Source organism: Stenotrophomonas genospecies 3 (assembly GCF_054473855.1).
The window spans coordinates 1-13699 of sequence record NZ_JBTMUR010000004.1 but is presented as its reverse complement, the minus strand read 5'-3'; the positions used below and the strand labels follow the sequence as shown (position 1 = coordinate 13699).

The window sequence follows — 13699 nt, the reverse complement described above, 5'->3', positions numbered from 1 at the left end:
CCGACCATCGCATGGCTATCTCCAAGCACACTCCCGCACTGTTCAACGAAGGCCTGCCGGACCCGCGCCTGCAGCAGTTCCGCATGCGCCGCCTGCAGGTGCACAACTGGGGCACCTTCAACGGCCTGACCGAAGTGCCGATCGCCGAGCGCGGCTTCCTGTTCGTCGGCCGTTCCGGCTCGGGCAAGTCGACCCTGCTCGATGCCATGTCCGCGCTGCTGACGCCGCCGGCCATCGTCGACTTCAACGCCGCCGCGCGTGAAGCCGAGCGCAGCGGCCGCGACCGCAACCTGGTGTCCTACGTGCGTGGCGCGTGGGCCGACCAGCAGGACAGCGGCACCGGCGAAATCGCCACCCAGTACCTGCGCAAGGGCGCGACCTGGACCGCACTGGTGCTGGAATACCGCGCCGGCGATGGCCGCGTGGTCAGCCTGGTGCGCCTGCTGTGGATCTCCGGCAACGGCACCTCGGCCGGTGACGTGCGCAAGCACTACATGATTGCCGAGCGCCCGTTCGACATCGCCAAGGATCTTGGCGGTTTCGACCTGGACCTGCGCAAGCTCAAGCAGAAGCTGTCCGACCTGCATCACTTCGACACCTTCTCCGGCTATGCCGAGCGCTTCCGCGACCTGCTCGGCATCGACAACGAAATGGCGCTGCGCCTGCTGCACAAGACGCAGTCGGCGAAGAACCTGGGCGACCTCAACGTCTTCCTGCGCGACTTCATGCTCGACACGCCGAAGACCTTCGACGCCGCCGAGCGCCTGGTCAGCGACTTCGCCGAGCTCGATGGCGCGCACCAGGCCGTGGTCACCGCGCGCCGTCAGGTGGAAACCCTGCTGCCGGCACGCGCCTACTACAACGATCTGAAAGAGATGCACCGTCAGCGCGGCGACGACGAAGCACTGAAGCTCGGCGTCGACAGCTTCCGCGAAAGCCGCCGCCAGGCGCTGATCGAGGCGCGCCTGCGCGAGATGGACGTGCGTGACCGTGGCCTGCTCGGCGAAGAGGCCCAGCGCCGCGCCGCGCTCGACAACCACACCGAGCGCCTGGCCGAACTGGAACTGCAGCGCCGCCAGCAGGGCGGTGAGCGCATCGAGGAACTGGAACGCGAGCAGGGCCGCGCCGAAGCCGAGCGCGACCGGCGCAAGGCCAAGCGTGACCAGGCCCAGGAAGCTGCACAGCAGCTGCAGGCCGAACTGCCCGACGATGCCCATGGTTTCGCCGAGCTGGTCGAGCGCGCGCAGAACGAACTGCAGGACCGCCAGCGTGCCTCGGCGGCACTGGACGACGCGATCAGCGATCGCCTCGGCGGCAAGCGCGATGACGAGCGCCGCTTCGGTGAAGTGCGCAGCGAACTTGAAGCGATGCAGCGCACCCCCTCCAACATCCCGGCGCCGATGCAGAAGCTGCGCGCGCGCCTGGCCGAGGAAACCGGCATCGCCGAAGCGGCGCTGCCGTTTGTCGGCGAGCTGATCCAGGTCCGCTCGGAAGAGCAGGGTTGGCAGGGCGCCATCGAGCGTGTGCTGGGTGGCTTCGCGCTGTCACTGCTGGTCGACGACAAGCATTACAACGACGTCGCTGAGTGGGTGAACCGCACCCACCTGGGCATGCGATTCACCTACTACCGCGTGCGCCGCAACGACGATGCGTTCGCCCGCGAGCCGTCGGCGAAGTCGCTGCTGCACAAGCTGGAACTGCGCGAGCACGTGTTCGAAAGCTGGCTGCGGCGTGAGCTTGGCAAGCGCTTCGATTACGAGTGCGTGGATGCCAAGCAGCTGCGCAACGTCGACCGCGGCATCACCCGCGAAGGCCAGGTCAAGCATCCGGGCGACCGTTTCGAGAAGGACGACCGCAGTGCGGTGGGCGACCGCCGCCGCTGGATCCTCGGCTTCAACAACCACGACAAGGTGGGCGCCTTCGAGCGCGAAGCACAGGAACTGGCCAAGCGGATCGCCAGCTGCGAGACCGACATCGCGCGCCTGCGCGGCCAGCGTGACCGCGACAACGAACGCCGCCTGGCCTGCCACGAGCTGGTCAGCATCAGCTGGAACGAGATCGACATCGCTGCCCCGCAGCAGCGCCTGAGCGATATCGAAGCGACTCTGCGCGACCTGCGTGAAGGCAACGCCGACCTCGCCAAGCTGGCCAAGCAGATCGACGCCGTGCGCGCCGACATCGAACAATCCCGCCGCACCTATGAAGACGTCCGTGTCGAGCGTGGCCAGCTGGTCAAGGAGCGCGATCGCCTCGACCGCGCCCGCCAGCAGAGCCGTGCGCTGGTGCTGCCGAGCCTGGCCCAGGAGCAGGAAGCCGGGCTGGCCGAGCGCCTGCAGGAGCAGGGCCCGCTCAGCCTGGAAACGCTGGAAGCGCACATGCGCCAGGTCAGCAACGCGCTGAACGAGCAGCTGTCGTCCTCGCAGCAGGACCTCAACCGCATCGAGAACCAGCTGATCGGCTGCTTCCGTCGCTTCATCCAGCAGTGGCCGGAGGAATCGGGCGACTTCACCGTCTCGGTGGCCTCGGCCGAGGACTTCCTCGCCCGCCTCGAACGCCTGGAGCGCGACGGCCTGCCGCAGCACGAAGAGCGCTTCTTCGACCTGCTGCAGAACCAGAGCAAGAACAACCTGCTGGCCCTGCAGCGCCACAGTGCAGAGGCCCGCAAGTCGATCGGCCAGCGCCTGGACGAGGTGAACGCCAGCCTGGAACAGGTGCCGTTCAACCGTGGCACGCTGCTGACCATTGAACTGAGCGACCGCCGCCTGCCGGAAGTCGGTGAGTTCCACCTGCAGCTGCGCGAGGTGCTGTCGCAGCAGCAGACCGAGCAGCGCGAGCTGGCCGAATCGCAGTTCACCGTGCTGCGCCAGCTGGTCAACCGCCTGGGTTCACAGGAAGGCGAAGACAAGCGCTGGCGCGAACTGGTGCTGGACGTGCGCATGCACGTGGAGTTCATCGGCGTCGAGCTGGATGCGGAAACGCGCCAGCAGGTCGAGATCTACCGCAGCGGCGCCGGCAAGTCCGGCGGCCAGCGCCAGAAGCTGGCTACCACCTGCCTGGCGGCAGCGCTGCGCTACCAGCTCGGCGGTGCCGACAGCCAGCTGCCCAGTTACGCCGCGGTCGTGCTTGACGAAGCCTTCGACAAGGCCGACAACGAGTTCACCGCGCTGGCGATGAACATCTTCGACAACTTCGGCTTCCAGATGGTGGTGGCCACCCCGCTGAAGTCGGTGATGACGCTGGAGCCGTTCATCGGTGGCGCCTGCTTCGTCGAAATCAGCGGCCGCCACGACTCCGGCGTGCTGCTGATCGAGTACGACGAAGAAGGCAAGCGCCTGAAGCTGCCCGAGCGCAGCCGCCAGCAGGCCAACGAACCGGAAGAAGCCGAGGCCTGACCCGGCCGATTGAATGGGAATGCCGGCCAGCGGCCGGCACTACCCATGGGCGGGGTTCATGACCCGGTAGTGCCGGCCGCTGGCCGGCAACCGCACTCACGCTCCGCGCTACGTATCCCACGCCATCCGCGCGATCAGCACCACCACCAGCCCCACGAACAGCTTGCGGATGAACGGCGTGCCGCCCTTCAGCGCCAACCGCGTGCCCACCACCGAACCGATGATGTTGGCCGCCGCCATCGGCAGCGCGAACAGCCACAGGATGTTGCCGGTCGGCACGAAGAAGGAGATCGCTGCAACATTCGTCGCCAGGTTCACCACCTTCGACGCGGCAGACGCGCGCAGGAAATCCAGGCCGAAGAAGCGCACGAACAGGAAGATCAGGAAGCTGCCGGTGCCCGGCCCGAAGAAACCATCGTAGAAGCCGATCGCCGCACCGATCGCCAGCGCGATCACCAGCTCGCGGCGGCCGACTTCCTGCGGCCGGTGCAGCGCGCCGAAGTCCTTTTTCCACAACGTGTAGGCCAGCATCGCGATCAGCAGCACCAGCACCAGTGGGCGCACCGCGTCCTTGGGCAGCAGGCTCACCGCGGTGGCCCCGGCGAAGGAGAAGATGAAGGCGGTGCCGGCCGCGAACAGCACCGGCTTCCACGGGAAGCGCACGTTGCGCGCATAGCGCCAGGCAGCCGCACCGGTGCCGAACATCGAACTGAACTTGTTGGTACCGAACAGCATCGCCGGCGTCTGCTGCGGCAGCACCGTGAACAGGCCGGGCAGCTGCACCAGGCCACCGCCACCCACGGCGGCATCCACAAGGCCGGCGATGAAGGCGATCACCACCAGCCACCACAACTCAGGGGGAACCAGTTCCAGCACGGCGATCAATCAAGGTGGGGGCGCGACAGCATACGCCTGTCCTGCTTCAGCTGGCCCGTGCCGCGCGTGGATCAATCCGCGCAACCCGGCGACAATGCCGGCATGAGCCGAAAGCCCGCCGATCCCTGTCCCTGTGGCCTGCCCGCCGACTATGCCGCCTGCTGCGGCCGTTTCCACGCCGGTGAACCCGCGCCCGATGCCGAGCGCCTGATGCGTTCGCGCTATAGCGCCTACGTGCGCGGTCTGGCTGACTACCTGCGCCAGAGCTGGCATCCGGACACGCGTCCGGCCGAGTTGTCGCTGGATGATGCGCCCGGCCAGCGTACCCATTGGCTGGGCCTGACCGTGCACGAGCACACCGTCACCGGTGCTGACAGCGCCGATGTCCGCTTCACCGCGCGCTATCGCATCGGCGGCGGTAGTGCGGTCAAGATGACCGAACACAGCCGCTTCCAGCGCATCGACGGCCGCTGGTACTACCTCGACGCGGTCTGAGCCTCAGCCGCCACGCACGGCCAGCACGCGCTGACCGCCGTGCGCGTGCACCTGGTTGCGCCCCCCGTCCTTGGCCACGTACAGCGCCTGGTCGGCGGCCTTGACCACTGCCATCGGGCGCGGATCCACATGGCTGTCGGCCAGGCCGATGCTCACCGTCACCTGTACCACCTGGCCGCTGCCACCGCGTCCGCGCTGCTGGCGGCCGGCTTCGTCATCGCGGCTGCGGGTGCTGCGGTCGCGCAGCTGCATGCGGGTCTCCTCGATGCTCTGCCGCAGCGCCTCCACGGCATCCATGCAGGCCGCCGCAGGGCGGTCCAGGAACACCACCGCGAACTCCTCACCGCCATAGCGGAATGCACGGCCACCGTCGCCCACCCGCGCCAGCCGCGAGGCCACCAGGCGCAGTACATCGTCTCCGGTGTCGTGGCCATGGGTGTCGTTGAATGATTTGAAGTGGTCCACGTCCACCATCGCGATGCTGTAGGTGCCGCGTGCCCGCTGCAGGGTCTCGTTGAATGCCCGGCGTCCGGGCAGGCCGGTCAGCTCATCGCGGAAGGCCATGTGGAAGGACTCCTGCAGCATCGCACCCAGCATCAGCAGCAGGGCGGCACTGCTCAGCGCCGGTAGCAGCACCGGGTGCAGGAACACCCGTGGCAGCATCCACCACAGGCACAGCAGGGCCAGCAGCATCGCCGTATGCAGTGGGCGCGGGTGCCGCCACGCCTGCCAGCCCAACGCTGCGGTCGCCAGCAGGAACAGCAGCGCCGGCAGCTGCGCCAGCGCGTTCCAGTCGGCGGGAATCCAGGCCCAGTGACGGTTCGACAGCAGATCGTGCATGCCGCGCGGCTGCTGTGTGGCTAGCAGCAGGAAGATCATCACCGCGGTGCCGATGGCAATACCGCGCAGCAGCAGGTCCTGGCGCCGCCGTCCGCGCTCCGGCCACAACGCAAGGCCGGCAGACAACAGCGGCAACCAGGCCGAGATGGCGTGGAAGCGCAGCGGTGTCAGCGTGGTGACATGGCCATTGCGCAGGTAGCCAGCGACGTCCTGGTGCAGCAGCGCGAACATCACCGCCACAACCATCAGCAGGCACAACGTGCGCACCTGGTGGTAGAGCAGGGCCAGGCCGGCACCGAGGCAGGCCAGCAGCCAGGGCAGGATGCGCTGCGCCGGGCTGGCTACGTCTGCGGTATCCAATGCGGTCCACACCACCACGGCAACCAGCACGGCAGGCAGCACGAACAGGTAATGCGCAGGCTGGCGGAGCGGATGCAGGGGCAAGCAGGAATTCCAGCGCGGTGACGACGCGGCCGCAGCATTGCCGTTAGCGGCGTTCGTGGTGGCTTCTTGAATGCGGCAGGCTCATCCATGTGAACGAAGTGACGCCGAACCATGACGTCGCACTCACCGTCCAGCGCCGATGCTGCCCACATGGACAGCGTACCCGCCGCCGTCGCTGCCCCGCAGCACGATCTCGCCCGCCAGTTCGCCCATGTACGGACGCGCAGCCTGCAGCTGGCCGCGCCGCTCAGCGCCGAGGACGCCATGCTGCAGAGCATGGCTGACGCCAGCCCGAGCAAATGGCACCTGGCTCACACCACCTGGTTCTTCGAACGCTTCGTGCTGGCCGGCTTCCCACCTGCACCGGCGCATGACCCTGCCTGGGACTACCTGTTCAACAGCTACTACAAGAGCATCGGCCCGGCGCATGCGCGGCCACAGCGCGGGTTGCTGTCGCGGCCCTCGCTGCAGCAGGTGCGCGACTACCGCCAGCAGGTCGATGCGCAGGTGCAATCGCGGTTGGCGGCGGGCGATCTCGATGAACAGGCACTGCAACATCTGCAGCTGGGCCTGCAGCACGAGCAGCAGCACCAGGAGCTGCTGCTCACCGACATCAAGCATGCGTTCTGGTGCAACCCGCTGCAGCCCACCTACCGCGAGGACCTGCAGCCTGCCACCAGCGCTGCCAGTGCGCAGGGCTGGATCGAATCACCCGAGCGCATCGTCACCGTCGGCGCCGCGGCATGGCCGCAGCAGGCCGCGTTCGCCTACGACAACGAATCGCCAGCGCACCGCGTGCTGCTCCCCGCGCACGCATTGGCCGAGCGTCCCGTCAGCAATGCCGAGTATCGGGCCTTCATCGACGCCGGCGGCTACCGTGAACCGCGCTGGTGGCTCAGCGAAGGCTGGGCGCTGCGCGAAGCCGAGGGCTGGCAGCACCCGCTGTACTGGGATGACGCCCTGCAGCGCGAGTACACCCTGGGCGGTTGGCGCGAACTGGATCCGCACGCGCCGGTCTGCCACCTCAGCTACTACGAGGCCGATGCCTGCGCCCGCTGGTCCGGCGCGCGCCTGCCCAGCGAGTACGAATGGGAAGCCGCCGCTGCGTCGCAGCCGCTGCGCGGCCATTTCGCTGACGACGACCGGCTGCACCCGCTGGCAGCGCAGGGCAGTGGAATGCGGCAGCTGTTCGGCGATGTCTGGGAGTGGACCCACAGCGCGTATGGCGCCTATCCGGGCTTCCGTCCCTTCGCCGGCAACCTCGGTGAGTACAACGGCAAGTTCATGTGCGGGCAGTGGGTGCTGCGTGGCGGCAGCTGCGCGACACCCCGCGGCCATGTGCGCGCCAGCTACCGCAACTTCTTCATGCCGCCGGCGCGCTGGCAGTTCTCCGGGCTGCGCCTGGCCAGGGACCTCACATGAGCACCGTGCATGACGCGCTGCAGGCATTGACCGATCTCACCCCCGGGCGGCAGCAGATCCTCTCCGACGTGGTGGCCGGGCTCTCACGTACGCCGCGGCAGCTGCCGTCCAAGTACTTCTACGATGCGCGTGGCTCGCGCCTGTTCGAGCAGATCACGCAGACCCCCGAGTACTACCCCACGCGCACCGAGCTGGCCCTGCTGAAGCGTGTGCTGCCGGACATCGCCCGCAGCGTTGGCCCGCGTCTGCACGTGGTGGAGCTGGGCAGCGGCAGCGGACGCAAGACCGCGCTGCTGCTGGCCGCACTTCACGACCCGGTGGCCTATACGCCGATCGAGATCTCGCGGGCCGCGCTGCTGTCCAGCATCGATCATCTGGCGCCGGCGTTGCCGGAGGTGGAGATGCTGCCGGTCTGTGCCGACTTCACCCGCCCCGTCGCCGTTCCCATGCCCGAGCGCGAACCCGCGCGACGGCTGCTGTTCTTCCCCGGTTCCACGCTGGGCAACTTTGAAGGCGAAGACGCGGTCGCACTGCTGCGGGCGATGCGCCAGACGATGGGCCGCGACGGCCTGGCCCTGGTCGGCATCGATCTGCACAAGGACCCGGCGCTGATCGAAGCGGCCTACAACGATGCGCAGGGCGTCACTGCCGCATTCACCCTCAACCTGCTGGCCCGGCTCAACCGCGAGATCGGCAGCGACTTCGACCTCGACGGCTTCCACCACCGTGCCTGCTACAGCACCGCGCGGCTGCGCATCGAAACCGATCTGGTCAGCCGCTGGGCGCAGGATGTGCATCTGGATGGCCGCAGCTTCCACGTTGCCGCCGACGAACCGATCCGCGTGGAGTACAGCCACAAGTACACCGACGGCAGCTTCGAAGCGCTGCTGCAGCAGGCGGGCCTGCAGGTCATGCAGCGCTGGGACGCCGACAGTCCCGCCTATGGCCTGCGCCTGCTGCGCACCGTCTAGGGCGGACGGCCAGCGGGTGCCGCTTCAGGTTCAGCGACGCCGGTGCCCCTAAGATGGCCGTGCAACGGCAACACGGAGGACGCCATGCCCATTCTGACCACGCTCGGCCTGGCGGCCGCTCTCGCCTCGCCCCCCGCGTTGCCTGCAGCACCGGATGCCAGCGTCGATCCGGCCTTCAGCCGCTGCCTGACGGGCCTGCAGGCCACGGCCGCCAGCCAGGGCATCAGTGCCGATCGCTTCAATGAAATCACCGCCGGGCTCACCCCGGACCCCAGTGTGCTTGGCCTGCTCGATGCGCAGCCGGAATTCACCACGCCGATCTGGGACTACCTGGCCGCGCTGGTCGATCGCCAGCGCGTGGCTGATGGTCGCGCCATGCTGGAGCAGCATCGCGACCTGCTCGATCGGGTGTCGGCGCAGTACGGTGTCGATGCCGCCACCATCGTCGCGGTCTGGGGCGTGGAGAGCGACTACGGCCGCGTGTTCGGCAAGCGCCCCCTGCTGCAGTCACTGGCCACGCTGTCCTGCGCCGGCCGTCGCCAACCCTTCTTCCGCGGTGAATTGCTGGCACTGCTCAAGCTGATCGACCGCGGCGACCTGCAGGCACAGGGCCTCACCGGTTCCTGGGCCGGTGCCTTCGGGCATACGCAGTTCATGCCCAGCACCTACGCACGCATCGCCGTGGACGGTGATGGCGATGGCCGCCGCGATCTGGTCGGCAGCATTCCCGATGCGCTGGCCTCCACTGCCAACTACCTCAAGCGCGCCGGCTGGCGCAGTGGCGAGCCGTGGAGCATGGAAGTTCTTGTTCCCGCTGGCTTCAACGCCAGCCAGGCCGGACGTACCCAGCGTCGCGCCCTGGCCGACTGGCGTGCGCAGGGCCTGACCGCGCTGGATGGCAGTGTGCTGGCTCCGGCCAACCTGCCGGCGGATGCGCGCGCCGCCCTGCTGCTGCCGGCAGGGATCAAGGGTCCGGCGCTGCTGGTGTTCCGCAACTATGACGCGATCTACAGCTACAACGCCGCCGAAAGCTATGCGCTGGCGATCGCCACGCTGGCCGACCAGCTGCGTGGCGGCAACGGGCTGGCTACCGCCTGGCCGACGGATGATCCCGGCATCGGCCGTGATGAACGCCGTCAGCTGCAGACCCTGCTGCTGGCGCGTGGCCACGACATCGGTACCGCCGACGGCATGATCGGTACCGCCACCCGTCGCGCGATCCAGTCCGAGCAGCAGCGCCTGGGCTGGGCCAACGCCGATGGGCGTGCCGGCCAGCGCATCCTGCGCGCGCTGCAGGAAGAGGCGGCCGCCATCGCACCCGCTGCGCAGAAGGCCTTGCCCCAGGCACGCTGACCGCGACATCATCGCCGCGGTCTTCAAGGAGCGTCATCGCATGCAGTCGGATCCGGACATCAGCAGCGGCCTGTATCACGGGCTGGAGGCCTGGCACGTGCGCACCCCCAGCGCGACGGCGGTCATCAGCGTGTTCGGCGGACAGCTGCTGTCGTTCATTCCCGATGGGCAGCCCGATGTACTGTGGCTTTCGCCCACGCGCGCCGAGCTGCCCACGCCCATCCGCGGTGGCGTCCCGGTGTGCTGGCCGTGGTTCGGCCGCCAGGGCCAGAACAATGATGTGCCCGCGCATGGCCTGGTGCGCACCGCGCGTTGGGAGCTTCTGCAGGCCAGCCAGAGCGATGACGGTGAGGTCGAGCTGCAGTTGGCACCTGCACCCTGCGCCGATCCCGGCCTGCGCCTGCAGATGCAGTTGCGCATCGGCCGCCAGCTGCGTCAGCAGCTCGTCACCGAAAACACCGGAACCTCGCCGGTGACCTTCACCCAGGCCCTGCACAGCTATTTCCGGGTGGGCGATGCCAACCAGATCGAGGTCGAGGGCCTTGACGGCCTGCAGTACCTGGACAAGTACGAGGACTATGCGCAGCTTCGCCTGCAACAGGGACCGTGGTCATTGCGCGATCCGCGTGACCCCGGTCGCAGCGATCGCATCTATACCGGTGCCGGCGGCCATTACGTGCTGCGTGATCCCGTACTGCAGAGGCGGATCGAGATCCGCAGCGAAGGCAGCCAGACGCTGGTGGCCTGGAATCCCGGTGCGGAGGCGGCAGCGAAAATGGCCGATGTCGGCGAGGGCTGGCGCGATTACGTATGCCTGGAAGTGGCCAACGCAGGCCCGGAGCAGATTACGCTTGCGCCGGGTGCGCGCCATCAGCTGGTGCAGACCCTGGGCAGTACCGCGCTGTAGGCGCGGGCAACGATTTCAGTTTGTCGATGCAGGTAGCAAGGACGGAAAACATGCAGGAAGCACAATGGTGGTACGCCAATGGCAGGCAGAGCAGTGGGCCGGTGGATCTGGCCGGTCTTCGCCAGCTGCAGCAGGAAGGGACGGTTACGGCGCACACCCTGCTCTGGTGCGAAGGTATGCCCTCATGGCGGCCGTTGGCGGAACTGGAGCAGGCTTCCACCCCCGTCGAGGTGGTTCCGGCCCTGGATATCGACGCAGCCCCTGCGGTTGAGGGCATCGCGCCGGATGTCGGCGACCCGTCCGATCCCTATCGTGCACCGGTCGCTGCACCGGACAGGGCTGCGGCTGCCGGGCTGGAGGGCGAGATGGCCTTGTACGCCAGCGTGGTCGGCGGCAACTTCCCGATCTATCGCCAGCGCTGGCGGCTGGATCAGGGCGTTGCCACGGGCAGTGGCACCTGGCATTGGCCGGCCTTCCTGCTCGGCCTGATCTGGATGATGTACCGCAGGATGTACCGCCTGGCGGCGATGTGGGCTGGCCTGCTGCTGCTGATCAGCGTGGTGGAGACCTGGCTGGATGTGCCGGATGGCCTGTCGCTGGTCATCACCTTCGCGCTCAGCATCACCACCGGCATCTTTGGCAACAGCTGGTACCTGGCGCACTGCCAGCGCCTGATCGCCCAGGCCCGTGCCGTCACCGGCGACGATGATGCACGGCTGCGCAGCGAGCTGACAGCGCGTGGCGGCACCAGCGTGGTCGCCACACTGATCGCCATCGTCATCGCGGTGGTGCTGAGCACCGTCGGCGCCGCACTGGCGGGATAGGGCAGGTCAGCGGCCCTGACGGGGCCGCAGCACCAGCAGGCACAGCGCACCGGCCACCAGGCCCCAGAACGCCGAGCCGATGCCGGCCAGTGAGACGCCCGAGGCGGTGACCAGGAAGGTGACCAGTGCCGCCTCGCGGTCCCGCTCTACCGCCAGCGCACTGGCCAGGCTGTTGGCGATGGTGCCGAACAGCGCGATACCGGCCACGCAGGCCACCAGCTCCTTGGGGAAGGCAGCGAACAGTGCGGCCACGGTGGCACCGAACAGTCCGATGACGATGTAGAAGGCACCTGCCGCCATGGCGGCGGTATAGCGTCGTGCCGGGTCCTCATGGGCATCACGGCCCATGCAGATCGCGGCGGTGATTGCCGCCAGGTTCAGCGCGTACGCACCGAACGGCGCCAGTAGTGTATTGACCACACCGATCCAGCCGATCAGCGGCGACACCGGGGCGTCGTAGCCGGATGCCCGCATCACCGCCACGCCCGGAATGTTCTGCGAGGCCATGGTGACCACGAACAGGGGCAGGCCGATGCCGGCCACCGCGGTCCAGGACAGGGATGGGGTCACCCATTGCGGTACCGCCAGTTGCAGCTGCACCTGCTGTGCGTGCAGCAGGCCACGGCTGGCCGCAACCGCGATGCCGACCAGCAGGGTGGCGATGACCGCATAGCGCGGGAACAGGCGGCGTCCGGCCAGCCACGTGGCGAACATGGCCAGCGCCAGTACCAGCTGGGTGTTCATGGCCACGAACACGTCCAGACCGAAGCGCAGCAGCACCCCGGCCAGCATGCCGGCGGCCAGCGCCATCGGTACCCGTTGCATCAACCGGGCGAAGATGCCGGAGAAGCCAGCCAGCATGCCCAGAACCGCAGCGAGCAGGAATGCACCGGTGGCCTCGGAAAGAGATGCGCCGCCGGCACCGACCACCAGCATCGCCGCGCCCGGTGTCGACCATGCGGTCACCACCGGTACCCGATAGCGCAGTGACAGCCCGATGCAGGTGACACCCATGCCCAGTCCCAGTGCCCACATCCATGAAGCGATCTGCGCCTGATTGGCACCGACAGCTTGTGCAGCCTGAAACACGATGACGGCCGAACTGGCGAAGCCGACCAGCACAGTAATGAAGCCGGCAACGAGGGCCGGTACTGAAAGGTCGCGCCACCACGCTTGCCGCACCTGCATGTTCATTGCCGTCTCTCCACTTTGCATCCGTGCATTGATAGCCCTTGTGGCGTTGACCGCGCAACGCGCGGTCAACGCCACAGTGATCTTCGAGCGTATGCCATGCGTGACGTCGCCTTGGTTCTGTCATCACCCTGCAAAAAAATGCTTGACGAAATCTGCAGGATCTCTAGAATTCGCTCCCTTGCTGCAGCGCACCGCTTCTTCGGAAACGGCACGCAGACAGCAACGCCACCACCGACGAACGAGATGATCGAACGAAGGTGTTGACGGACTCGAAAAGTCCGGCATAATAGGCGGCTCGCAACGACGAAAGACCTTCGGGTCCAACGACGAAGCGGCATCGACAACAACGTCCACCCCGGTGAGACGGCCTTGAAAAAAGGTGTTGACGAAGCGGAAAGGCCGGCTATAATGGGCGGCTCGCTACGAAGGAAACTTCGCAGCACACGGGAACGGCGCTGAGGCCACTTCCCTCGATCTTTGAAAGTATGCGCAGGTATCTTGTGAAGGCGCCTGCAGGAAGGATGATTGTCCATCTTGCAGACGTTTGATCAAGCAACTATTAATTGTTTTAAAGCAAGCGATACGTTGCCAGAATCAATCATCTGCAGCTTTAAATTTTGATCTTCGGATCATGTAGTTTTAAGTGAAGAGTTTGATCCTGGCTCAGAGTGAACGCTGGCGGTAGGCCTAACACATGCAAGTCGAACGGCAGCACAGGAGAGCTTGCTCCTTGGGTGGCGAGTGGCGGACGGGTGAGGAATACATCGGAATCTACTCTGTCGTGGGGGATAACGTAGGGAAACTTACGCTAATACCGCATACGACCTACGGGTGAAAGCAGGGGACCTTCGGGCCTTGCGCGATTGAATGAGCCGATGTCGGATTAGCTAGTTGGCGGGGTAAAGGCCCACCAAGGCGACGATCCGTAGCTGGTCTGAGAGGATGATCAGCCACACTGGAACTGAGACACGGTCCAGACTC

At 67.0% G+C, this 13699-nt stretch carries 10 protein-coding genes and 1 rRNA gene; 8 read left to right on the top strand and 3 right to left on the bottom strand.

The window, feature by feature from the left end:
- The first annotated feature begins 11 nt into the window (after positions 1–11).
- The gene (locus tag ACX9OT_RS06695; protein WP_049446864.1) at positions 12–3392 is read left to right on the top strand and encodes an ATP-binding protein; all 3381 of its coding nucleotides are present in this window, start codon (positions 12–14) and stop codon (positions 3390–3392) included.
- 108 nt (positions 3393–3500) lie between these two features.
- On the opposite strand, the gene ACX9OT_RS06690 is transcribed toward ACX9OT_RS06695, so the two are convergent.
- Positions 3501–4268, bottom strand: a complete 768-nt coding sequence (locus tag ACX9OT_RS06690; RefSeq protein WP_134951630.1) for a sulfite exporter TauE/SafE family protein — start codon at positions 4266–4268, stop codon at positions 3501–3503.
- 102 nt (positions 4269–4370) lie between these two features.
- Between ACX9OT_RS06690 and ACX9OT_RS06685 the strand changes: the two genes are divergently transcribed.
- Entirely contained in the window at positions 4371–4763 is a 393-nt protein-coding gene (locus ACX9OT_RS06685; protein ID WP_049460684.1) for a YchJ family protein, read from the top strand.
- A 3-nt stretch (positions 4764–4766) separates the two neighbouring features.
- Here ACX9OT_RS06685 and ACX9OT_RS06680 read toward each other — a convergent pair whose 3' ends face one another.
- A complete protein-coding gene (locus tag ACX9OT_RS06680; protein ID WP_049460682.1) occupies positions 4767–6047 on the bottom strand; it encodes a GGDEF domain-containing protein in 1281 nt (426 codons plus the stop codon).
- Between the two features lie 150 nt (positions 6048–6197).
- Between ACX9OT_RS06680 and egtB the strand changes: the two genes are divergently transcribed.
- The 5 genes from egtB (at position 6198) to ACX9OT_RS06655 (ending at position 11524) form a co-directional block, all read left to right on the top strand.
- A complete protein-coding gene (egtB, locus tag ACX9OT_RS06675) occupies positions 6198–7469 on the top strand; it encodes an ergothioneine biosynthesis protein EgtB (RefSeq protein WP_049460680.1) in 1272 nt (423 codons plus the stop codon).
- Positions 7466–8440, top strand: a complete 975-nt coding sequence (gene egtD, locus ACX9OT_RS06670) for an L-histidine N(alpha)-methyltransferase (protein ID WP_277779457.1) — start codon at positions 7466–7468, stop codon at positions 8438–8440. Before egtB ends, egtD begins: the two co-directional genes overlap by 4 nt.
- 84 nt (positions 8441–8524) lie before the next feature.
- The gene (locus tag ACX9OT_RS06665) at positions 8525–9793 is read left to right on the top strand and encodes a lytic murein transglycosylase (protein WP_049460676.1); all 1269 of its coding nucleotides are present in this window, start codon (positions 8525–8527) and stop codon (positions 9791–9793) included.
- A gap of 40 nt (positions 9794–9833) precedes the next feature.
- The gene (locus tag ACX9OT_RS06660) at positions 9834–10700 is read left to right on the top strand and encodes a D-hexose-6-phosphate mutarotase (RefSeq protein WP_049460674.1); all 867 of its coding nucleotides are present in this window, start codon (positions 9834–9836) and stop codon (positions 10698–10700) included.
- Positions 10701–10750: 50 nt separating this feature from the next.
- Positions 10751–11524, top strand: a complete 774-nt coding sequence (locus ACX9OT_RS06655) for a DUF2628 domain-containing protein (RefSeq protein ID WP_277779459.1) — start codon at positions 10751–10753, stop codon at positions 11522–11524.
- A gap of 6 nt (positions 11525–11530) precedes the next feature.
- Here ACX9OT_RS06655 and ACX9OT_RS06650 read toward each other — a convergent pair whose 3' ends face one another.
- Complete coding sequence (locus ACX9OT_RS06650; RefSeq protein ID WP_049460671.1) at positions 11531–12718, bottom strand: benzoate/H(+) symporter BenE family transporter; 1188 nt, start codon at positions 12716–12718, stop codon at positions 11531–11533.
- Between the two features lie 640 nt (positions 12719–13358).
- Between ACX9OT_RS06650 and ACX9OT_RS06645 the strand changes: the two genes are divergently transcribed.
- A 16S ribosomal RNA gene (locus ACX9OT_RS06645) occupies positions 13359–13699 on the top strand; the annotation flags it as partial.